This window comes from Nocardiopsis sp. CA-288880, assembly GCF_050955985.1.
Classification (GTDB): Bacteria; Actinomycetota; Actinomycetes; order Streptosporangiales; family Streptosporangiaceae; genus Nocardiopsis; species Nocardiopsis tropica.
The window spans coordinates 3337999-3358955 of the sequence record NZ_CP192105.1 but is presented as its reverse complement, the minus strand read 5'-3'; the positions used below and the strand labels follow the sequence as shown (position 1 = coordinate 3358955).

Below are 20957 nucleotides of genomic sequence, written 5' to 3'. Positions count from 1 at the left end.
GCGGGCACCGCTACCGGGCCGCGCCCCGGCGGTCCACGGGCACGATCATCGGCGTGCCGGTCTCGGGGTCGGGGATGATCCGCACCGGGAGCCCGAACACCTCCTCCACGAGCTCGGCGGTGACCACCTTCGCCGGGTCGCCCTCGGCGACGATGGCGCCCTCCTTCATCACGATCAGGTGGCTCGCGTAGCGGCACGCGTGGTTGAGGTCGTGCAGGACGGCCACCAGCGTGTAGCCGCGCTCGGCGTGCAGGTCGGCGCACAGGTCGAGCATGTCCATCTGGTGGGCGATGTCCAGGTAGGTGGTGGGCTCGTCCAGCAGCAGCAGCGGGGTCTGCTGTGCCAGGACCATCGCCAGCCACACGCGCTGGCGCTGCCCCCCGGAGAGCTCGTCCACCGACCGGTCGGCCAGGGCGGTGACGCCGGTGGCGTCCATGGCCTCGGCCACCACCGCCTCGTCCTGGGCCGACCACTGGCGCAGGAACCCCTGGTGCGGGAACCTGCCCCGGGCCACCAGGTCGGCGACGCCGATGCCGTCGGGGGCGATGGAGGTCTGCGGGAGCAGCCCCAGGCGGCGCGCGACCTCCTTGGCCGGGTAGGATCCGATGACCTGCCCGTCCAGGTGGACGTGGCCGTGCGCGGGCTTGAGCGTGCGCGACAGGGCCCGCAGCAGGGTGGACTTGCCGCACGCGTTGGGGCCCACGATCACCGTGAAGGAGTTGTCGGGGATCGACACGGCCAGGTTCTGGGAGATGACGCGCTGCTCGTAGGCGAGGGTGAGGTCCCGGCCGTTGAGGCGGGAACCGGTGTCGGCTGGAGTGGTCATCGTTCTCTCTCGGTCTCGCTCAGGCACGTCCGCCGCGCCATTCGGTGTACAGCAGCCAGATCAGGTAGCTCCCGCCGATGACGGCGGTGACCACGCCCACGGGAAGCTGGGTGGGGGCCAGGGCGCGCAGCGCCACCAGGTCCGCGACCGCCAGCAGGGCCGCTCCCGTGAGCGCGGAGCCCACCAGGGTGGTCCCGCCGGCGCGGGTCAGGCGCCGGGCGATCTGGGGCGCGGCCAGGGCCACGAAGCCGATGGGGCCCGCCACCGCGATGGCGGCGCCGGTCAGCGCGCTGGCGGCCGCCAGGGCCCAGATCTGGGTGGAGCGGATGGGCACCCCGAGCCCCTGGGCCGTGTCGTCGCCCAGCTCCATGAAGCGCAGCCGCTGCCCCAGGGCCAGGAGCACGGGGGCCAGGACCGCCAGGGAGATCCACACGGCGGCGACCTCGGCCCAGCCGCGCGAGTTGAGGCTGCCGATCATCCAGATCTGGGCGCCCAGGGCGTCGGTGAGCTCGGCGCGGGTCAGCAGGTAGTCGCGGACCGACCCGAGCATCGCGGACACGCCGATGCCCACCAGGACCAGCCGGTACCCCTGCACGCCGTTCTTCATGGCCAGGAGGTAGACGATCGCGGCGGTGAGCAGCCCCCCGGCGATGGCCCCCAGGGACACCGCCAGACGGCCGGCGCCCAGGACCAGGATGACCAGGACGGCGCCGGTGGCGGCCCCGGACGTGAAGCCGATGATGTCGGGGCTGCCCAGGGCGTTGCGCGACAGGCTCTGGAAGACCGCGCCCGCGATGCCCAGGGCCGCGCCCACGCCGATCGCGGTCAGCGCGCGGGGCAGGCGCACGCCCTGGACGAAGAAGACGTCGAGGCGTTCGCCGTAGCCCAGGATCGCGCCGGGCACGGCCGCCAGGGAGATCTCGTAGTCCCCCACCGTGACCGTCACGGCCAGCGCGAGGACGCCGACCAGGACCAGGGCCAGGCACACGGCCACGGTGCGCGGGCGCACCAGCAGGGAGAGCCGTTCGCCGAACAGGCGCACGGCCAGGGCGCCGCGCGGGGTGGCGCGGCCGGTCGGGGCGGGGCGGTGCGGTGCCAGGGTCTTGCTCAAAGCTGGGCCATCCTTCTGCTGCGGACCAGGGCGATGAACAGGGGCGCCCCGACGAAAGCGGTGATGATGCCGACCTCCAGTTCGGAGTGGGGCAGGACGACGCGGCCGACCACGTCCGCCGCGGTGAGCAGGATCGCGCCCAGGACGGCGGCGTAGGGCAGCAGCCACCGCTGGTCGGGGCCGGTGATCATGCGCGCGGCGTGGGGGATGATCAGGCCCACGAACCAGATGGGCCCCGCCGAGGCGGTGGCCGCCCCGCACAGCAGGACCACGGCCAGGGCCGTGGCGGCGCGGATCAGGGGGATCCTGGCGCCGAGGGTGGCCGCGAGGTCGTCGCCCAGGGCGACCGCGTTGAGGGAGGGGCCCAGGCACAGGGTCAGGACCACCCCGGCGACGAGGAAGGGGGCCACCTGCCAGAAGACGTCGAGGTCGCGTCCGGCGAGGGAGCCCACCTGCCAGAAGCGGATCCGGTCGAAGACGAAGTCGTTGAGGACGATCACCCCGTAGACGATCCCCTGGAGCACGACCGCGACCGCGGTGCCGGCCAGGGCCAGGCGGACCGGGGTGGCGCTGGCGCGCCCGCGCGACCCCAGGGCGTAGACGGCCACGGCCGCCACGGCGGCGCCGATGAACGCGGGCCACACGAACGCCGACCCGCCGGCGCCGAACGCGAAGACGGCGATGACGACGGCGGCCGCGGCCCCGGAGTTGACGCCCAGGAGGCCGGGTTCGGCGAGGGGGTTGCGGGTCAGGGCCTGCATGAGGGCGCCGGCCAGGCCCAGCGCGGCGCCGACGAAGATGCCGATGACCGTGCGGGGCACGCGCAGGCTGCGGATGACGTCGTGGTCGTAGCTGCCGTCGTAGGCGGCCAGGGCGGCCCAGACGTCGGCGACGGGGATGGGTTTGGCTCCGACGGTGACGCTGAGCAGGGCGCACACGGCGAGGACGCCGAGGGCCAGGAGCAGACCCGTGGGTCGAAGGACACGCCTGGTGAGGGTGGGGCGCGTGAGGGTGGGCGCGCGCAGGGCCACGGCTTCCCCGTTCGTTGTGGCGTGGGTGGTGGGTGGGGCCGCCCTGGCGGGCGCGGCCCGGCGGGGCGTGGTTCGCGGAACCGAAAAGCCCAGGGGACAGGTTAGCCTTACCTTCATCCTGTTCGCACGGAAGGGCCCCTCATGGTTTCGCTCCCGCGCACCGCACGCACCCTGGTCACAGTAGCCGCCCTGGGCTCGCTCCTGGCCTGCGGGTGCTCCCCGCAGCCCCCGGCGCCGGAGGAGCCGGAGGGCGGGACCCGCACCGTGGAGGCGGCCAACGGGTCCGTGGAGATCCCCGCCACACCGCGCAGGATCGCCGTGCTGTGGCGCCCGACGCTGGCGGCGGTCACCCTTCTGGGCCACGACGTGGTCGCGACCATGGGCACGCCCGGCGGGGACGGCCAGGGGCTGGCGCCGTTCCTGCCCGAGGGCGCGGACGGCGGCGGGCACGCCCTGGTGACCAACTCCCCCTCCGAGGAGGACGTCGACGTCGAGGAGCTCGCCAACGCCGCACCGGACCTGATCATCGGCGTCAGCACCCCGGTGGGCGCGCAGGCGGACATGCTGGAGAGCCTGGAGGCGATCGCGCCGACGGTGCTGCTGGAGTGGGAGGGCACCGGGTCCTGGCGCGGGCACCTGGACGAGGTGGCCGGGGTCCTGGACGCCTCGGAGGAAGCGGGGCGGGCCCTGGGGGCGTACGAGGAGGCGGTGGCCTCCGCCCGCGGGGAGATCGAGGCGGCCGGCGTGGACCCCGCCGCGACCGAGCTGTCGCTGGTGCGGTTGCAGAGCGGGAGCGAGATACGCCTGGAGACGGCGGAGTCCTTTCCCGGGCAGGTCGTGGACGATTTGGGGTTCGCCCGCCCGGAGGGGCAGCTGGAGGGCGAGGGCCCGGCCGACTACATCGCGCAGAGCTACGAGAACCTGGACCGGGCGGACGGGGACGCCGTCTTCGTCATGGCCGGGTCCGGGTACCCCGACGCGCCGCGGACCTTCTCCGAGGGGGTGTGGTCGAACCTGGACGCCGTGCGCGAGGAGGCCGTGTACCGGGTGGACCACGACCACTGGGGCGCGGCCAACCACTACGCGGCGCTGCGGATCGTGGAGGACGTCAGGGCGGCCCTGACCGGGGAGGCCGAGCCCGCCCTGTGACACCGCCGCCCCGGTTCCGAGGGCTCGTCCGCTCCCGGGGGACATCTCCCGGGCGGCCCGGTGCGGGGCCTCCGGGCCCCGTGCGACGGCGGGCCGGCCGCCGCTGCCCCGGCGCACACCGGCGTCCAGGCGCCGCGAGGGCGCCGGCGCCCCCACCAGGGGCAGGCGCCTGACCGCGTGCTCGGGCGGGGCGGCAGGCACAGCCGAAGCCGCGGGCGACCAGGGCCGAGACGGCCACCCGCTCCTTGGCGTGGTGGGCCACGCGGGGCGAGAACCCCGCGGCCGAGCAGGCCGCGTGCGGCAGGTGGTACCGGTCCACGCGCTCGGCGCCGGACGCCCTAGGCGAGGAGGTCCCAGGCCATGCGCAGGAGCAGGGCCAGGACGACGACGAGCAGGACGGCGCGCACGAACCCGGAGCCGCGACGCAGCGCCATCCGCGCGCCGATCTGGGCGCCGATGATGGTGCACACGGCCAGGCTCAGCCCCAGGAGCCAGTCGACGTGGCCGCCGAAGGCGAACACGGTGAGCGCGCCGAGGTTGGTGCACACGTTGACGATCTTGGCCGAGGCGGAGGCGGAGACGAAGTCCATGCCGACGACGGCGGTGAAGGCGATGATGAGGAAGACGCCGGTGCCGGGGCCGATGAGGCCGTCGTAGAGGCTGACGCCGACCCCGGCCAGGGCGGTGACGGCCAGCAGCCGGTTGCGTGTGCGCAGGCGCGGGTCGGGGGTGGCCCCCATGGCGGGGCGGAAGTAGACCAGCAGGGCGACCCCGGCCAGGACGACCATGATGACGGGTTTGAGGACCTCGGCGGTGAGGGCGGCGGCCATGGCGGCGCCGACCCCGGATCCGAGCAGGGCGAGCGCGGCGGTGGGCAGGACGACGCGGCGGTCGACGGCGACCTTGCGGGAGTAGGCGATGGCGGCGGAGACGGTGCCGAAGACGGCGCCGAGCTTGTTGGTGCCCAGCAGGGTGGCCAGGGGGGTGGTGGGGGCGGCGACGAGGAGGGCGGGCAGCAGGAGGAGGCCGCCTCCCCCGACGACGGCGTCCACCCAGCCGGCGGCGACGGCGACCCCCATGACCAGGGCGAGGATCTCGGGGTCCATCTACCGCACGCGTTCGGGGAGAGAGATGATCATGGGTTCTTTTCAATGAGGGAGAGCGGGAACCCGGTGAGTTTATCCAGCCCGTACCGGTGCATTCGGGGCGGTCGACTACCACGAACCCCTTACAGAAGCCCGTCCTTTACAACGTAGATTCGTAGTGAGGGAAAGGGGCGGCGGCGCCCGGGCTCAGGGGGCGCCGCCGCGGTCTGCTGTCCCGGTCAGAACCGGGAGCGGTCGAACCAGTCGCGGGCCTGCGCCAGCACGTCCGGGTCCAGCCGGTGTCCCCCCGGGTGCTCGCGCGCCTCCACGTCCGCTCCCCTGTCGCCGAGCTGGGCGGCCAGCAGCCGCGTCTGGTCGGGGGGCGTGACCGGGTCGGCCGCCCCGGACCCCAGGAACACCCGGACCCCGGACAGGTCCACCGGGTCGGGTTCGCGCCCCTGGAGGGGAGCCCCCGCCGCGAACAGGGCGGCCCCGCTGAGCAGGCGGGGGTGGAGCAGCAGCAGCGCCGCACCGGTGTTGGCCCCGTTGGAGAACCCGCTGACCACGATCCGGTCGGGGTCCAGGCCGTAGTCCCGGGCCGCGGCGGTGACGAACCCCGCCAGCTCGGCGCTGCGCGCGACCACGTCGTCGACGTCGAAGACGCCCTCGCGCAGGCGGCGGAACCAGCGGTTCATGCCGTTCTCGCTCACACGGCCGCGGGGTGAGAGCAGGGCCGCGCCGGGCGAGAGGGCCCGTCCCAGCGGCAGCAGGTCGTGTTCGTCGGCGCCGGTGCCGTGGAGCAGCAGGAGCGTGGGCGCCCCCGGCCGGGTGGCGGGCTCGAAGACGTGGACGAAGTCCTGGGTCGCCGTCACCGGGGGACCTCCAGCGCGGGCAGGCGGCGGGCGATCTCCTCGCGGCCGGGCTCCAGCCACGGCGGGAGCCTCAGCTCCCGGCCCAGTTCGAGCAGCGGCTCGTCGTAGTCGAAGCCGGGGCCGTCGGTGGCGATCTCCAGCAGGACCCCGCCCGGCTCGCGGAAGTAGATGGAGGTGAAGTAGGTGCGGTCGCGGATCTCGGTGACGCCCACGCCGTCGTTCTCCAGGGTCCGGCGCCAGGCCTCCTGGACGTCGCCGTCGGGGGCGCGGTAGGCGACGTGGTGGACGGTGCCGGCCGCGACCAGGCCGCGCTCCGCGCCGGGGGCGGCCAGGACGTCGACGATGGTGCCCACCCCGTCGCCGGAGCCGCCGGTGCGGAACCGGAGCCGGTCGCCGTCCTCGCCCTCCAGCCGGAAGCCGAGCTGCCCGCTCAGCATCTCCACGGTGCCCTCGACGTCCTGCTCGGTGAGGGTGACCGCGCGGATGCCCCGGATGGCGTGCTCGGGCGGCACCGCTCCCCCGTCCCAGGGGTCGGTGTCGTGGGCGTCGGCACTGGCGGCGAGCTCGATGGCGAGTCCGTCGGGGTCGCGCAGCGCGAGCACGTCCTCCTCGCCCCTCTCGGCGGGCCGGGTGGCGTGCACGCCCAGGGACGCCAGGTGCTCCGCCCACCATCCCAGGGAGCCCTCGGGCACGGAGAAGGTCGTGGTGGTGGCCTGGCCCGCGCCGATCCTGCCCCGGGGCGCGTCGGGCCAGGGGAAGAAGGTCATGATCGTGCCGGGGTTGCCCGCGCGGTCGCCGTAGTAGAGGTGGTAGGTCTCGGGCGCGTCGAAGTTGACCGTGCGCTTGACCAGCCGCATGCCGAGGGCGTTGAGGTAGAAGTCCGCGTTGGCCTGCGGATCGCTGGCGATCGCGGTCACGTGGTGGATTCCCGCGGGGCGCACGTCCATGTCGTCACCTTCCGTCGAAGTCGCCGGTGTGTCCTCGGACCAAGGTAGTTGAATTTTAAACTAACCCGGCCGATGCGTCTCCCCCACCCTCCCCCGGCGGGGCGCCCCCGGCGCCCAGGGACACGGGGCGGGCGCCTCCGCGGCCCTGCGCCCGGGCACGCGGTCGGCGCCGCCCCGGACCGGTCCCGCCACCGGGACGGGGCGTGCGAGCAGGGGGGCGACGCGGCCTCAGTCGGCGGGCGGCAGGCGGCGCAGCCGCAGCCCCACCAGGGCCGCCGCCGCGCACAGCCCCGCCGCGAAGGCCACGGCGCCTGCCCAGCCCACCGCGTCGTAGACCAGACCGCCGCACCACCCGAACAGGCTGGAGCCGAGGTAGTAGGCGAGCGTGTACAGGGCCATGGCCTGGGCGCGGCCGGTGACCGCGCGGGCCCCCACCCAGGCCGAGGCGGTGGCGTGGGCGCAGAAGAAGGCGAACGTCAGCACCAGCAGGGCGGCCATGAGGCCGGCCAGCGCGGTGGTGAGCAGGCCGCCCAGGCCCGCGGCCATCAGCGCCGTGGCGGCGATGAGCACGGGGTAGCCGCCCCAGCGCCCGGAGAGGTGCCCGGCGACCGCCGACCCGAGCATCCCGGCGGTGTAGGACAGGAAGAGCAGGGACGCCGCGGACTGCGAGAGCCCGAAGGGCTCGCCCATGAGACGGAAGCCGAGCAGGTTGTACACGGTCATGAACGCGCCCATGAGCAGCAGGGCCTGGGCGTAGAGGGCGGGCAGGCCGCGCGTGGTGAGCGCGGCGGCCAGGCGCCGCCCCATCCCCGGGGTCCCGGCCCGGCCGCCGGGGGCCCTCGCCCCGCCAGGGCCGTCCCCCGGCGCCCCTTGCGCGGGGCGCCCGGCGGAGGGCGCGGCCCCGGCCGCACGCCGCGGGCGCGGCAGGACCAGCACGAAGACGACCAGGCACACCAGGCCCAGGAGGGTGTTCGCCGCGATCCCCCACTGCCAGCCGCCCAGGTCGGCGGCGAACCCGGCGAGCAGGCGCCCGCCCATCCCGCCGAGGGGGTTGCCCGCGATGTACAGGCCGGTGGCGCGCGCGGCGTCGGCCGGGTGGACCTCCTCGGACAGGTAGGCGACGGCCGCGGCGGGCACCCCGCCCAGGGCCGCCCCCTGGAGCGCGCGCAGGGCGAGCAGGACCCACAGGTCGCCCGCCAGGGGCGTCACACAGCCCAGGAGGGTGGTCAGGGCCAGGGACACGGCGATGACGCGGGCGCGGCCGAACCGGTCGGCGGCGCCGCTCCACACCAGCGTGAACCCGGCCAGTCCCCCGGTGGCCACGGAGACCGTGAGCGCGGCCTGGGACGCGGTGGAGCCGAAGCCGTCGGCGATGGCGGGCAGGACCGGCTGGACCGACCACAGCTGGGCGAAGGTGGCCACGGCGACGGCCACCATGGCGGCGACCGTGCGCCGGTAGGCGGCCGTGCCCGCGCGCAGGCGGGCGTCGTGGTCGGGCGGGGACGTGGTCACGGTCATGGGTCCACGCTAGGAACCACGGTTTCATACGTCCAATGCATGGTTTGCCCCTGACCCATACTGGAATGCATGGAACACACGGAGGGGTCGGAGCGGGCGGGGCGGCACGGGCGCGCGGACGGGGCCCGGGAGCCGGACGCGGACGCGCTCGCCCGGGTGCTGGCGCCCAGGCTGAGGATGGTGGCGGCGGTCGCGGCGACCGAGCACGTCACCCTGGCGGCCGAGACGCTGGGGGTGCCCCAGCCGACGCTGAGCCGGGCCCTGGCACGGGCCCAGGAGGAGCTGGGGATCGCCCTGGTGGAGCGGACCGGCCGGGGGGTGCGGCTGACCCGCGCCGGCCGGATCCTGCTCCCGCACGTGGAACGCGCCCTGGACGACCTGCGCAGGGGGATGGCGGAGCTGACCGGCGCCGAGGAGGGGCGGGTGGCGCTGACGTTCCTGCCCACGCTGGGGGTGGAGGTCGTGCCGGTGCTGCTGCGGGGGTTTCGCGCCGAGCACCCGGGGGTGCGGTTCTCGCTGACCCAGGAGCCGTGGGCGGAGTCGCTGAGCCGCGTGTCCTCCGGCGGGGCCGACCTCGCCCTGACCTCCCCGCTGCCCTCGGGCAGGGGGCTGGCGTCCGCGGTGCTGCACACGCAGTCGCTGCGGCTGGTGGTGCCCGAGGGGCACGCCCTGGCGCGATCACCGCGGGGGGTGGCGGCGGTGGCGGCGGCCGAGGAGGAGTTCGTCCTGCTCAAACCGGGCCGGGGCGTGCGCCACCTGACCGACCGGCTGCTCGACCGGGCGGGGTTCACCCCCCGGGTCGCGTTCGAGGCCGACGACATCTCGACCGCGCGCGGCCTGGTGGCGGCGGGCCTGGGGGTGTCGGTGCTCCCCGCCCGCCCGCGCGGGCCGCTGGCCGGGACGGTGGAGCTGCCGGTCCTGGGCGGTGGCGCGGACCGGCCGATCGGGGTGGTCTGGCCGCGCGAGGGCTCGGGCGGCGGGTACGAGCCCCCGGCCGTGGCCCTGTTCCGCGACTACGTGCGGCGGGTGGGGCCGCGCATCATCCCCGGCCTGACGGGCTGAGCCGCCGCACCGGGTGCCCGGTAATCCCGTTGCCCCGCCGCGCGCGCTGCGCCACGATGGCCGCATGACCTCCTCGCCGCCCTCCTCCCCCGCCCGGCCGGTCGCCCTCGTCACCGGGGTGGGCCGCACCGTCGGCATCGGCTCGGCGATCGCCCGCCGGCTGGCGTCCTCGGGCTGGGACGTGGCCTTCACCCATTGGACCCCCTACGACGCGCGCATGGACTGGGGCGTCGAGCCCGGCGCCGCCCGGGCCACCCTGGACGCACTGGCCGAGCGCGGCGCGGCGGCCCACTCCGTGGAGGCCGATCTGGCCGACCCGTCCTCCCCCGCCCGGATCTTCGACGGGGCCGAGGAGTACCTCGGCCCCGTCACCGCGCTGGTGATGGCCCACTGCGAGTCGGTCGACTCGGGCCTGCTGGACACCACCGTGGAGTCCTTCGACCGCCACTTCGCGGTCAACGCGCGCGCCACCTGGCAGCTGGTGCGCGAGTTCGGGCTCCGCTTCGGCGGGGCGCACGGGACGGGGCGGATCGTCGCCCTGACCAGCGACCACACGGTCGGCAACCTGCCCTACGGGGCGAGCAAGGGCGCCCTGGACCGGATCGTCCTGGCCTGCGCACGCGAACTCGCCCACCTGGGGGTGACCGCCAACGCCGTCAACCCCGGCCCCGTCGACACCGGATGGATGTCGCAGCAGACGCGGGAGGAGTGCGCGGCCCACACCCCCCTGGGGCGGCTCGGCACCCCCGAGGACACCGCCGACCTGGTGGACTTCCTGTGCTCCCCGCGGGGGGCGTGGATCAACGGCCAACTCCTCCACAGCGACGGCGGCATCTCCGCCTGAGCGCTCCGTCCGGCCGCCGAGGGGGCGGCGGACCCTGCCCCTGCCCGCCGGTCCGGCCCGGTGGGCAGAGGCCGACCGCGCCCGTGCCGAACCTGCCCCTAGACTCGGGGGCGAGCCCCTCCACAGCTGCCGGAAAGAGCCTCCATGAGCCAGACGGACGGCGTCCGCACCGCCCACCACGGGCAGGACCGTCTGTCCCTCCCCCAGGTCCGGCTCGACGACCTCCTGGACGAGGTCCGGTCGCGGCTGAGCGAGATCTCCGCCGGCCAGGAGCGCATCCACACGCTCCTGGAGGCGGTGGTCTCCATCGGGGAGGGCCTCGAACTCGACCCCCTGCTGGTGCGCATCACCGAGACGGCCGCCAGCCTGGTCGACGCGCGCTACGGCGCCCTGGGCGTGATCGGCCCCGACGGGGAGATGAGCCGCTTCATCCCCGTGGGCCTGGAGCCGGACGAGATCGCGGGCATCGCGCACTGGCCCAAGGGCGAGGGCGTGCTGGGGCTGCTCATCAAGGACCCGCGCCCCCTGCGCCTGCGCGACGTGCGCGACCACCCCGAGTCGCGCGGTTTCCCGGCCGGGCACCCGCCCATGCACACCTTCCTCGGCGTTCCCATCAGCATCCGCGACCAGGTGTTCGGCAACCTGTACATGACGGACAAGCGCGACGGCGCGGAGTTCACCGGGGACGACGAACTCCTGCTGCGCGCCCTGGCCACCGCGGCGGGGACCGCCATCGAGAACGCCCAGCTCTTCGCCCAGACGCAGAGCCGGGAGACCTGGTTGGACGCCTCGGGCCAGATCACCACCCGGTTGCTGTCCGGCGCCCCTCCCGAGGAGGTGCTGCGCCTGGTCGCGCGCCGCGCCCGGGGGATGGTCGACGCCGACCTCGCGGTCATCGCCATGCCGGGCGAGGAGCCCGACACCCTCACCGTGCGGGTGTGGGACGGGCCCGACAAGCACAGCGGGGCGGTGGCCGCCGGTGCGCGGGGGGCCACGCTCACGTGTGCGCCCCAGACCCTGCTGGGGCGCGTCTACCGCAGCGGCGAGCCCGTCCAGACCGACGTGTCGGCCTCGGACGGCGACGGGGCCGGCTTCCTGACCCGGCTGGGGGTGGGTCCCGTGCTGGTGCTGCCGTTCGGGCCCCCGGACGGGGCGCGGGGCGTGCTCGTGCTCGCCCGGGGCCGGGACGGCGGGGATTTCCAGGACAGCTGGCTGAGCATGCTGTCGCCGTTCGCCGACCAGGCGGCGGTCGCGCTGGAGCTGGCCGAGGCCCGTCTGGACTCCGAGCGCCTGAGCGTGCTGGAGGACCGCGACCGCATCGCGCGCGACCTGCACGACACGGTCATCCAGCGCCTGTACGCCACCGCCATCACGCTGATGGGCACCGTGCGCCGCATCGACGACACCGCGTCCTCCCGGCGGGTGCAGAACGCGGTCGACGACCTGGACGACACCATCCGCCAGATCCGCTCCACGATCTTCGCGCTCCAGAGCTCGGGCGAGGAGGGCCCCTGGCTGCGGTCGCGGGTGCTGGACCTGGTCAACTCCGCCTCGGAGACGCTGGGGTTCGCGCCCCGCCTGCTCACGCAGGGGCCGATCGACAACGCGGTGGACGAGGCGGTCGGGGAGCACCTGGTGGCGGTGCTGCGCGAGCTGCTGTCCAACGCCGCCCGCCACGCCCGGGCCACCGCCGTGGACGTGGAGCTCTCCGTGGGCGAGGAGCTGGTCCTGCGGGTGAGCGACGACGGCCGGGGCATCACCGGGGGCGTCTCGCGCAGCGGGCTGCGCAACGCGGCCTCCCGGGCCGAGGAGCTGGGCGGCCGCCTGGAGGTGACCTCCGGTCCGGGCGGGGGAGCGTGCGTCGAGTGGTCGGTGCCGCTCCGCCGCACCGGCGGGGCCGGGGAGGTGCGCGGGTGAGGCCCGCGGGGCCCGCCTACCCCTGGTCCATGGACAGCCGCACCGCGTAGGCCGCGGCCTGGGTGCGCCGGGCCATCCCGAGCTTGGCCAGGACCCTGGAGACGTAGTTCTTGACGGTCTTCTCCGCCAGGTACATCCGCGCGCCGATCTCCCGGTTGGTGAGCCCCTCGCCGATGAGCTCCAGGACGCGGCGCTCCTGCTCGGTGAGTTCGCTGAGCGGGTCCTTGCGCACCGCCTCCTCGCGCAGCCGCTTGAGCATGCGCGCGGTGGACTCGGGGTCCAGCAGGGAGCGCCCGTCGGCGACCGTGCGCACCGCCCCGACCAGGTCGGTGCCGTGGATCTGCTTGAGGATGTACCCGGACGCCCCGGCCATGACCGCGCCGTAGAGCGCCTCGTCGTCGGAGTAGGACGTCAGCATGAGCATGCGGGTGTCGGGGAGCAGGGAGCGGATCTCCCGGCACACGGTGACGCCGTCGCCGTCGGGGAGGCGCACGTCGAGCACGACCACGTCGGGGGCGAGCGCGGGGACCCGCGCCAGCGCCTGCGCCGCCGTCCCGGCCTCGCCGACCACCTCGATGCCGTCCTCCTCGTCCAGGAGCGATCCCACACCCCGCCGGACGATCTCGTGGTCGTCCACCAGGAACACCCGGATCGTTCTGTCTCCACCCATCGGGCGGGCACCTCCTCAGAGCTGGGGGCGGGAGCCCGAGGCGGCCCGTCCGCCCTGTGTCGGGGTCGCCCGCCGCCGCGTGCCCATTGTCGGGCACCCGCGGCGGGGGTGCTCCGGCCGCGGGAGGGGCGGGGCGGGAGGCAGGCTCCCGTCCACCCAGCCTAGCCAGCGAAGATTCATGCCATATGAGTCGAACGTCCCGTTCTGTTTGAGCCCTGCGTCCCCCCGGGTAGGCGCACAGGAGGGGACCTCCGCCGCCGGACGAGGGGCCGGCGGTCCGCGCCCTCGGCGCCGGGACCGGCGAGAATGGCGGAGGACGGAGCGAGGGCACCGACTTCGGGGAGCCTGTCATGGACGGATCACGCGGCGCCGGGGCGCCGGACCAGGACCGGGGAACGGCCGCGGGAGCGGCCGCACCGCCCGCGCAGCGCGAGGCGGACGACCACGCGGGGACCGACCGGCTCGCGGAGGAGCAGGAGCTGATGGAGGGCGCTGACGTCGCCGAGGGGGACGACGGGGCGAGCTTCACGGTGCTGGAGCGGCAGACCTGCCTCAACCTGCTGGGCACCCGCGACATCGGCCGGGTGGCCTTCACCATCGACGGGGACGCCGCCCCGACGGTGCTGCCGGTGAACTACGCGCTGTTCAACGACACGGTGGTGTTCCGCACCACCCTGGCGGGGACCGTGATGCGCTACGCGCGCGGCCACGCCGCCTTCCAGGTCGACCTCTTCGACGAGGAGCGCCGTGACGGCTGGAGCGTCCTGGCGAGCGGGCGGTGCAGGTGGGTCCGCGACGCCGAGGAGCTGGCCCGCATCCCCCAGGGCCGCCTGCCCCTGCCCTGGGCGGCGGGCGAGCGCGACCAGGTCCTCAAGCTCGTCCCGGGCCGGGTGAGCGGGCGGCGGGTCCACCGGCCCTGAGCCGGCGGGCGGCGGCGCGGCCGCCTCCGGCCCGGGGGCGGGCCCCCGCGGGGCCCCGCGGGGCCCGGCCACCGGCGCGCCACCCGGGGGTCGGCGAACATCTCCCCAGCCTTGTCCGTACCGGGCGTTCGGGCTGTCCGGTTGCGGGTACCGAATCCGTCATGGGAGCACATCACCCCCTTCGGGCCCGGTACGCCACGGGCTCCCCCCACCGCCGTCCGGGCCCGGCCGCCCCCTGCGCGCACCCCGCCCACGGGGCGCCGGGGCCCGGTCCCCGGCGCCCCGGGCAGCTGCCCGGCCCCTCCCGCCTCCCCGGTGACGCGGCCCGCCGCGCCCGCTCCGCGGGACACGGCTCCCCCGGGGCCGGCCGGTACCCTGCGGGGCGCCCGGCCCCCCGCGGCCGCCCCGGACGCGCGTGAGGGCGGGACCGCGGGGCCGCACGCTCCTGGGCGCCGCGGCGGCGGCCGCGGCGGCCGTCCTCCTCACCGTCTCCGGCGCGCCCCTGCTGTCCGGACTGTGGGCGCGGCCCGCCGCCCCCGAGTCGCCCCGCGACGCCGACGCACCGCTCTCCCTGGAGGTGCTCTCCTCCCGCCCCGACACCGTCATGGGCGACACCGCCCTGGTCAGGGTGGTGCCCTCCCCGTCCGTGCCCGCCGCCGACGTCCGCCTGGACGCGGGGGGCTCCGACGCCACCGCCTCCCTGCGCACGGTGCGCCTGGCCGACGGCGCCCCCGCCCTGGAGGGCCTGGTCTCCGGGCTGCCCCCGGGGAACACCGTCCTGACCGCCTCGGCGCCCGGGGACGGGGGCAGCGCGCGAGAGGGGGCCGCCCCGGTGACGGCCAGGGTCACCGTCACCGCCCACCCCCTCACGGGCCCGGTCTTCTCCGGCCCCCACCAGGAGCCCTTCGTGTGCGACACCGAGCGCTTCGAGCTGCACGGCGGCGGCACCCTCGGCCCGCCCCTGGACCCCGACTGCTCGGCCCCGACCGTGGTCCGCCACATGTACCGCACCGAGGAGGGGGCCTGGGCCCCCATGGCCGACCCCGACCGGGTGCCCGGCGACGCCGCCCGGACCACCACCTCCACCGGCCACAGGGTCCCCTACACCGTCCGGGTCGAGACCGGCACGGTGAACAGGTCGATCTACGAGACGGCGCTGCTGTACACCCCCGGCGATCCCGGGCCCGACCCGTGGCAGCCGCCGCGGGGCTGGAACCGCCGCCTGGTGTACACGTTCGGCGGCGGGTGCGCGGGCGGCTGGTACGTCCAGGGGACCAGGACCGCCGGGGTCCTGGACCACGGCATGCTCTCGCAGGGGTACGCGGTGGCCTCCGCCTCCCTCAACGTGTTCGGCAACAACTGCAACGACCTGCTGGCCGCCGAGACCGCGGCCGCCGTGGTCCAGCGCTTCTCCCTCACCCACGGCGCCCCCGACCTGACCCTGGGCCGGGGCTCCTCCGGGGGCGCCTACCAAGCGCACCAGATCGGCGACAACCAGCCGGGCCTGCTGGACGGCCTGCTGGTCTCCCACTCCTTCCCCGACGTGGCCTTCTCCGTGGTGCCCACCGCCACCGACGCCCTGCTGCTGCACGAGTACGCACGCGAGCACCCCGGCGCCCTGAGCAGGGAGGAGCAGCGCGCCGTGTCGGGGTTCGCGCGCTGGGACGCCATCGGCAAGCTCGCCGGGGAGGCCGACCGCGTCGACCCCGCGGGCGTGTGCCCGGACCGGGTGCCCGAACGGGTGCGCTGCGAGCTGTACGCGCACACCGGCAACGTCTACGGGACCGACCCCGCGACCGGTCTGCCGCGCCGCCCCCTGGACAACGTCGGCGTCCAGTACGGCCTGGGAGCCCTCCTGGACGGCACGATCGACGCCGACCAGTTCCTGCACCTGAACAAGCACGTGGGCGGCCTGGACGCCGACGGCCGGGTGGTGGAGGAGCGCACCGAGGCCGACCCCGCCGCCACCGTCGCCGCCTACCGCACCGGCCGCCTCCTCAACGGGGGCGGCGGACTGGCCGACATCCCCGTCGTGGACCACCGCGCCTACGAGGACGACGTCCCGGGCGGCAGCATCCACATGCGCTTCCACTCGTTCTCGCTGCGCGAGCGCCTGCTCGCCGCCAACGGCACGGCCGACAACCACGTGATGCTCGTGGAGCGGGGCGGGCGGGGCGGGTTCTCCTCCTCCGCCCCGGTGGCCGGAAGGGCCCTGGCCGAACTCGACGCCTGGGCGAGCGGGGTGCGGGAGCTCGGCGCCGCCGACCCCGGCCGACCCGCCATCGACCACGTGCGCGCCGCGCGCCCGGAGTGGCTCGCCGACTCGTGCTGGGTGGGCGACCCCGCCCGCCGGGTGGTGGCCGAGCAGCTCCCGCTCACCGCCGGGCAGGGGGACGTGTGCGCCGACGCCTACCCCGTGCACGCCTCGCCCCGGCTGGTCGCGGGCGCGCCCCTGGCCCTGGACGTGGTCGCGTGCCGCCTGGTCCCCTTCGACGCCGCGGAGCACCCGGCCGACCTGACCCCCGAGCAGGCGGAGCGCGCCGCGGAGGTGTTCGCCGACGGGGTGTGCGACTGGTCGGCCCCCGGGCGGGGGCAGCAGGGGCTCGCGGGAACCTGGCTGCGCTTCTGAGCCGACCCGGAGCGCCCCGGGACCCGGTCCGCCGGTGTCCTCGCGCCCGTCTCCGGGCCCGGGGCCCGGAGACGCGGAGCCTCCGGGGGAGGGCCCTCACGCCCCGGCGGCGCGCTCCGGGGCGCCCGGCTAGCGGCCGGCGCCGTCCGGCCCCGGCCCGGCCTCCCCGTCGCGGGGCGCGCCCGCCCCGTCCGGGTCACGGTCGGCCAGGGCGTGCAGCAGGAACGCACCGCCGTAGGCCGGCCTCCCCCGGCGCTCGTGCTCGGTGAGCACGTACTCGTCCAGGACGGCGAGGATGCGCCGGCCCAGCTCGTCCCGGTCCTCGTCGGACAGGTGCAGCACGAACCGCGCGTAGTCGCGGACCGCGTCCGGCCCGGCCTCCTCCAGTTCCCGGCGCAGGGCCTCCACCGGCGCGTCGGCCGCTTCGTCGCCGGCGCCGATCAGCGGCCCGTCCAGCCACCAGGACTCCCCGGTGGCCCGGTAGGGCTTCTCCAGGGCCCCGCTCGCCCCGGTGCGCACGGGCGCGGGCACGAGCAGGCCCGAGTCCACGAGCTGGCGGACGTGGTACAGGACCGTGCCAGGGGTCGTGTCGAGCCGGTCGGCCAGTTCCCGGTTGGTGAGCTCCCGCACCGCGCACAGCCGCAGGATGCGGATCCGCAGCGGGTGGGAGAGGGCCTTGACCTCCTTGACGGTGGCCGGTCGCCTCCTGCGCGCGGGGGGCGCCTCCCCCGGCGCCCGCGTCTCGGTCCCCTCCGCACCAGCCCGTTCTCCCATGGCTCCAGCGTAGCAACGATCGACAAAAACCACATCGATTGTTTTCTCTCAATCGATCTGCGAGGCTCGACCCATGACGGAGACGACCCCCCTTTCCGACCCCCCGCCCGCCACCGGTCCCCGGCGCCTCGGAGGCCGGTTCTGGACCGTGTGGACCTCCTCCGGGCTCTCCAACCTCGCCGACGGGATCCTCAAGGTCGCGCTGCCCCTGGTCGCCCTGCGCTTCACCGACTCCCCCACACTGATCGCGGGCGTGGTGTTCGCGCTGACGATCCCCTGGCTGCTCCTGTCCCTGCCGGCCGGCGCCCTCGCCGACCGGTACGACCGCCGCCGCCTCATGGTCGGCGCCAACCTCGCGCGGGGGCTGCTCCTCGCCGGCCTGGCCGCGGCGCTGGCCCTGGACCTGGGATCGGTCTGGCTGCTCTACGCGGTGGCACTGGGCGTCGGGACCGCGGAGACCGTCCACGACACCTCTGCCCAGTCGATCCTGCCCCAGGTGGTCGGCCGCGACCGTCTCTCCCGTGCCAACGGGAGCCTGCACGCCGTCGAGCTGACCGCCCACCAGTTCGCCGGACCTCCCCTGGGCGGGCTCCTGGTCGCCCTGGGGCTGGCCGCCGCCTTCACCGCCCCCGCCGCCCTGTGGCTGGTCGCGGCCGGCACGCTGGTCCTGGTGCGCGGGCGCTTCCGGACCGAACGCGCCGCACCCGCCACCATGCGCACCGACATCGCCGAGGGGCTGCGGTTCCTGTGGCGCCACCGGACCCTGCGCACCCTCGCCGCCATGGTGGGCCTGAGCAACTTCTCCACCAACGCCGCCTTCACCGTCATGGTGCTGTTCGCGGTGGGCCCCGCCTCCCCCATGGGCCTGTCCGAGCCCGCCTACGGACTGCTGCTGACCGCCACCGCGGCGGGCAGCGTGCTCGGCGCCCTGACCGCCGAGCACGTCGAGCGCCTCCTGGGCCGGTCCTGGTCCCTGCGCGTGAGCGCGCTCGCCTTCGCCGTCCTGGTGGGGGTCCCGGCGCTGACCGCCGACCCGCTCGTGGTCGGGGCGGGCTTCTTCGTCGGCGGGGTGGGCCTCTCGGTGTGGAACGTGGTCACCGTGTCGCTGCGCCAGAGGGTCACCCCCGACCACCTGCTCGGACGGCTCAACAGCGCCTACCGGCTGCTGGCCTGGGGCACGCTCCCGCTGGGCGCCGCCGCGGGCGGGCTGATCGCGCAGTTCTTCGGCCTGAGCGCCGTGTTCGCGAGCATGGGCGCGCTGGCCCTGGTCGTGTTCCTGTGGCAGTTCACGCTGAGCGAGACCGACCTGGGCGGCGCCGGGCGCGCCACCGCCGGGACCTGAGCCCCGAGCGCCGGGAGGGGCGCCCCTCCCGGCGCCGCGCGGGCCGCGGGTGCGGCGCGGGAAAACCACCTGCGCCCGAGGGCGCCCCCGGGGATACTGCTGCGATGACCGAACCAGAACACCGGGAGCAGCGCGAAGAGGTCCTGGAGGGCGGCAACGTCGCCGACGGGGTCGTACGGGTGGGGCGGACCGTGCGCAAGCCGTGGACGCGTTCGTCCCGGTCGGTGGCGTCCCTGCTCCGGTACCTGCACCGGCGCTCCTTCGAGGCCTCCCCGGTCCCCTTGGGCGCGGACGCCCGCGGGCGCCAGGTGCTCGGCTACCGCCCCGGCGCGACGGCCGACACCCTGCCGCCGCTGACGGGGGCCGAACTCCGCCGGCTGGGCGGGATCATCCGGCGCCTGCACGACCTCACCGCCGGTTTCCGGCCGGACGGGGAACCGGAGTGGGACATCGCGACCCCCGACCCGCGCGAGGAGGTGCTCTGCCACTACGACCTCGCGCCGTGGAACCTGGTGCGCGACGGCGACGACTGGACGTTCATCGACTGGGACGGCGCGGGGCCGGGCACCCGGATGGGCGACCTGGGGTACGCGGCGCACGGGTTCGTGCCGCTGCACACGGGCGGCGACCCCGGGGCGGACGCCCTGCGGCTGCGCGCCCTCGCCGACGGCTACGGGTGCGACGACGTCCAGCGCCGTGAGCTGCCCGACGCCGTCCTGCACCGGGTGCGCGGCATGTACGACCTGCTGGAGGAGGGCGCCCGGACCGGCGCCCAGCCCTGGGCCCGGCTGCACACCCAGGGGCACGCCGACCACTGGGGGCCGGCCGCCGACTACGTCGAGCGCCACCGGGAGGTGTGGCTGGCGGCGCTGACCGGCCCCGGGGAGCCCGCCGCCACGTGAGCGCCCTCGGCTGGGGCCTCCGGCGCGGAGCGGGCCGACCGGCCCGCGCGATGACCGGCCGGACCGGACCGGCTCCTGAGCCCTGCGCGACGGTACCGGCGCGCAGGGCTCAGGCGGGCCTGGTCCACACGTAGGCCGCCGAGACCGGGTGCCCCCGGAACCTCTCCCACTTGGGCTTGGCCGCCACCCACGTGTCGTCCACCGTGCCCTCGGAGAGCTCGGCCAGGGTCCAGCCGGCGGCCGTCGCGGCGCGCACGTGGTCGCTGATCAGGTGGACGTGCGTGGTGATGGCGATGTCCTCGCCGGAGGCGTCGGTGTAGTGGGTCGGCATCCCGGAGACCATCGAGAAGTGCGGGTGGTAGGACACCAGCACGCAGGTGCCGCCGGGGCGGGTCAGCCGGAAGGCCTCAGCGTAGAAGGGGGCCAGGTCGGGCAGGTGCTCGTCGATGAGCGAGGCGACGGCCAGGTCGTAGGAGCCCCCCGGGAGGCCGGTGTCGCGCACGTCGCCCAGGGTCAGGGTGTCGTGGGCGCCCCGCTTGCCGGCCAGTTCCAGCATCCCGGAGCTGATGTCGACGCCGTCGATCCGGGCGACCCCGCGCGACCGCAGCCAGGAGCCGGTGCGACCGGTCCCGCAGCCGAGGTCGGCGGCGGCGGTCACGGCCGACCAGTCGGGGGCGGTGAGTCCGTCCAGCAGTCCGAGGTCCATGGCGTCCAGGACCGATCGCTCGTAGGTGGCCGACCAGCCGTCGTAGCCGGTGGCCGGGTCCACGGTGCGGTAGTGGCGGGTGTCGAAGTCCGCGAAATCTGGCATGGGGCCGAGTATGGCGCGGCCCGGGATCGGGCCGCGAACGCTTTTTCCCGTCCCGTGCCCGCTACCGGGCGGGCCCGGGGCGGGCGCCGTTCGCGCGCCCGGCGCCGCCCTGCGGGCCGTGCGGCGGGACCGGGACCGCCCGGGAGGGCCCTCCGCGCAAGAGGGACCGCGGCCCGCGGGACCGGGGCGGGACCGGGACGGCGGAAAACCGGTTGCGGCGCCCCGGCGCGGCCTCCTACGGTGCATGCCATGTCCTGCTGCCACGCGATCTTCGACGGGGCGCTCGCCTGGTCGGTGAACGCCCACCCGTACGCCAAGCGCCTCCGGTCGGCCCGCCTGCACCGGTAGGCCGGGCCCCGGTCGGCCCCGGCCCCCTTCGGGGGCCCGCGCCGACCGCCCCGCTTCGCGTACGCATCCCCTTCCGCCCCGCGCTCCCCGCGGCGCCGCCCAGCGGCCCCGGTGGCCGCGCCGGGCGGTCCCTCCCGTGTGGCCCGCCGGTCCAGGCCCAGTCGCGTCCCCTTCTCCCACGGACGGGCTGCCCGGACCC

General features: G+C 75.8%; 18 protein-coding genes. 8 read left to right on the top strand and 10 right to left on the bottom strand.

Annotation, left to right across the window (positions count from 1 at the left end):
* Positions 1-10: 10 nt before the first annotated feature.
* Genes ACQPYD_RS14330 through ACQPYD_RS14320 form a run of 3 tightly spaced genes read right to left on the bottom strand, consistent with a single transcriptional unit; the run spans position 11 to position 2968 of the window.
* On the bottom strand, positions 11-826 hold the full coding sequence (locus ACQPYD_RS14330; RefSeq protein WP_267949929.1) for an ABC transporter ATP-binding protein: 816 nt from the start codon (positions 824-826) through the stop codon (positions 11-13).
* Between the two features lie 19 nt (positions 827-845).
* Complete coding sequence (locus ACQPYD_RS14325; protein WP_433701479.1) at positions 846-1937, bottom strand: FecCD family ABC transporter permease; 1092 nt, start codon at positions 1935-1937, stop codon at positions 846-848.
* Complete coding sequence (locus ACQPYD_RS14320; protein WP_433701478.1) at positions 1934-2968, bottom strand: FecCD family ABC transporter permease; 1035 nt, start codon at positions 2966-2968, stop codon at positions 1934-1936. Before ACQPYD_RS14320 ends, ACQPYD_RS14325 begins: the two co-directional genes overlap by 4 nt.
* Positions 2969-3109: 141 nt before the next feature.
* Between ACQPYD_RS14320 and ACQPYD_RS14315 the strand changes: the two genes are divergently transcribed.
* On the top strand, positions 3110-4117 hold the full coding sequence (locus ACQPYD_RS14315; protein ID WP_433701477.1) for an ABC transporter substrate-binding protein: 1008 nt from the start codon (positions 3110-3112) through the stop codon (positions 4115-4117).
* Between the two features lie 338 nt (positions 4118-4455).
* Here ACQPYD_RS14315 and ACQPYD_RS14310 read toward each other — a convergent pair whose 3' ends face one another.
* The 4 genes from ACQPYD_RS14310 to ACQPYD_RS14295 all read right to left on the bottom strand — a co-directional run bounded on the left by ACQPYD_RS14310 (position 4456) and on the right by ACQPYD_RS14295 (position 8539).
* A complete protein-coding gene (locus ACQPYD_RS14310) occupies positions 4456-5223 on the bottom strand; it encodes a sulfite exporter TauE/SafE family protein (RefSeq protein WP_344180525.1) in 768 nt (255 codons plus the stop codon).
* Positions 5224-5441: 218 nt separating this feature from the next.
* Positions 5442-6074, bottom strand: a complete 633-nt coding sequence (locus ACQPYD_RS14305) for an alpha/beta hydrolase (RefSeq protein WP_433701476.1) — start codon at positions 6072-6074, stop codon at positions 5442-5444.
* Positions 6071-7021, bottom strand: coding sequence for a VOC family protein (locus ACQPYD_RS14300; protein ID WP_433701475.1), 951 nt, complete (start codon positions 7019-7021; stop codon positions 6071-6073). The genes ACQPYD_RS14305 and ACQPYD_RS14300 overlap by 4 nt, the downstream gene beginning before the upstream one ends.
* Before the next feature lie 228 nt (positions 7022-7249).
* Complete coding sequence (locus ACQPYD_RS14295) at positions 7250-8539, bottom strand: MFS transporter (protein ID WP_433701474.1); 1290 nt, start codon at positions 8537-8539, stop codon at positions 7250-7252.
* 177 nt (positions 8540-8716) lie between these two features.
* Between ACQPYD_RS14295 and ACQPYD_RS14290 the strand changes: the two genes are divergently transcribed.
* From ACQPYD_RS14290 to ACQPYD_RS14280, 3 genes are all read left to right on the top strand, one after another.
* Positions 8717-9601: a LysR family transcriptional regulator gene (locus tag ACQPYD_RS14290; protein ID WP_433702049.1), complete on the top strand. Its 885-nt coding sequence runs from the start codon at positions 8717-8719 to the stop codon at positions 9599-9601.
* 64 nt (positions 9602-9665) lie between these two features.
* On the top strand, positions 9666-10445 hold the full coding sequence (locus ACQPYD_RS14285; protein WP_433701473.1) for an SDR family oxidoreductase: 780 nt from the start codon (positions 9666-9668) through the stop codon (positions 10443-10445).
* Between the two features lie 144 nt (positions 10446-10589).
* A complete protein-coding gene (locus tag ACQPYD_RS14280) occupies positions 10590-12362 on the top strand; it encodes a GAF domain-containing protein (protein WP_433701472.1) in 1773 nt (590 codons plus the stop codon).
* Between the two features lie 16 nt (positions 12363-12378).
* Here ACQPYD_RS14280 and ACQPYD_RS14275 read toward each other — a convergent pair whose 3' ends face one another.
* Positions 12379-13032 (bottom strand): response regulator, encoded by a 654-nt coding sequence (locus tag ACQPYD_RS14275; RefSeq protein WP_267949918.1) that lies wholly within the window; start codon positions 13030-13032, stop codon positions 12379-12381.
* Between the two features lie 350 nt (positions 13033-13382).
* Here ACQPYD_RS14275 and ACQPYD_RS14270 point away from each other — a divergent pair, with 350 nt between their 5' ends.
* On the top strand, positions 13383-13952 hold the full coding sequence (locus ACQPYD_RS14270) for a pyridoxamine 5'-phosphate oxidase family protein (RefSeq protein WP_433701471.1): 570 nt from the start codon (positions 13383-13385) through the stop codon (positions 13950-13952).
* Between the two features lie 415 nt (positions 13953-14367).
* Positions 14368-16581 carry a DUF6351 family protein gene (locus ACQPYD_RS14265; RefSeq protein ID WP_433701470.1) on the top strand — a complete coding sequence of 738 codons (2214 nt, stop codon included), beginning with the start codon at positions 14368-14370 and terminating at the stop codon, positions 16579-16581.
* Positions 16582-16710: 129 nt separating this feature from the next.
* Here ACQPYD_RS14265 and ACQPYD_RS14260 read toward each other — a convergent pair whose 3' ends face one another.
* Positions 16711-17355: an ArsR/SmtB family transcription factor gene (locus tag ACQPYD_RS14260; RefSeq protein WP_433701469.1), complete on the bottom strand. Its 645-nt coding sequence runs from the start codon at positions 17353-17355 to the stop codon at positions 16711-16713.
* Positions 17356-17428: 73 nt separating this feature from the next.
* On the opposite strand from ACQPYD_RS14260, the gene ACQPYD_RS14255 reads away from it, so the two are divergent.
* Together ACQPYD_RS14255 and ACQPYD_RS14250 are read left to right on the top strand one after the other, a co-directional pair.
* The gene (locus tag ACQPYD_RS14255; RefSeq protein WP_433701468.1) at positions 17429-18697 is read left to right on the top strand and encodes an MFS transporter; all 1269 of its coding nucleotides are present in this window, start codon (positions 17429-17431) and stop codon (positions 18695-18697) included.
* A 104-nt stretch (positions 18698-18801) separates the two neighbouring features.
* Positions 18802-19599 (top strand): phosphotransferase, encoded by a 798-nt coding sequence (locus tag ACQPYD_RS14250; protein ID WP_433701467.1) that lies wholly within the window; start codon positions 18802-18804, stop codon positions 19597-19599.
* Positions 19600-19708: 109 nt separating this feature from the next.
* Here ACQPYD_RS14250 and ACQPYD_RS14245 read toward each other — a convergent pair whose 3' ends face one another.
* The gene (locus tag ACQPYD_RS14245; protein WP_433701466.1) at positions 19709-20410 is read right to left on the bottom strand and encodes a class I SAM-dependent DNA methyltransferase; all 702 of its coding nucleotides are present in this window, start codon (positions 20408-20410) and stop codon (positions 19709-19711) included.
* Positions 20411-20957 lie beyond the last annotated feature (547 nt).

Coding starts and splice junctions, on each gene's coding strand:
- ACQPYD_RS14330 (WP_267949929.1), bottom strand. CDS start 826: ATGACCACTCCAGCCGACACCGGTTCCCGCCTCAACGGCCGGGACCTC.
- ACQPYD_RS14315 (WP_433701477.1), top strand. CDS start 3,110: ATGGTTTCGCTCCCGCGCACCGCACGCACCCTGGTCACAGTAGCCGCC.
- ACQPYD_RS14310 (WP_344180525.1), bottom strand. CDS start 5,223: ATGGACCCCGAGATCCTCGCCCTGGTCATGGGGGTCGCCGTCGCCGCC.
- ACQPYD_RS14300 (WP_433701475.1), bottom strand. CDS start 7,021: ATGGACGTGCGCCCCGCGGGAATCCACCACGTGACCGCGATCGCCAGC.
- ACQPYD_RS14295 (WP_433701474.1), bottom strand. CDS start 8,539: ATGACCGTGACCACGTCCCCGCCCGACCACGACGCCCGCCTGCGCGCG.
- ACQPYD_RS14290 (WP_433702049.1), top strand. CDS start 8,717: ATGGTGGCGGCGGTCGCGGCGACCGAGCACGTCACCCTGGCGGCCGAG.
- ACQPYD_RS14285 (WP_433701473.1), top strand. CDS start 9,666: ATGACCTCCTCGCCGCCCTCCTCCCCCGCCCGGCCGGTCGCCCTCGTC.
- ACQPYD_RS14280 (WP_433701472.1), top strand. CDS start 10,590: ATGAGCCAGACGGACGGCGTCCGCACCGCCCACCACGGGCAGGACCGT.
- ACQPYD_RS14275 (WP_267949918.1), bottom strand. CDS start 13,032: ATGGGTGGAGACAGAACGATCCGGGTGTTCCTGGTGGACGACCACGAG.
- ACQPYD_RS14270 (WP_433701471.1), top strand. CDS start 13,383: ATGGACGGATCACGCGGCGCCGGGGCGCCGGACCAGGACCGGGGAACG.
- ACQPYD_RS14260 (WP_433701469.1), bottom strand. CDS start 17,355: ATGGGAGAACGGGCTGGTGCGGAGGGGACCGAGACGCGGGCGCCGGGG.
- ACQPYD_RS14255 (WP_433701468.1), top strand. CDS start 17,429: ATGACGGAGACGACCCCCCTTTCCGACCCCCCGCCCGCCACCGGTCCC.
- ACQPYD_RS14250 (WP_433701467.1), top strand. CDS start 18,802: ATGACCGAACCAGAACACCGGGAGCAGCGCGAAGAGGTCCTGGAGGGC.
- ACQPYD_RS14245 (WP_433701466.1), bottom strand. CDS start 20,410: ATGCCAGATTTCGCGGACTTCGACACCCGCCACTACCGCACCGTGGAC.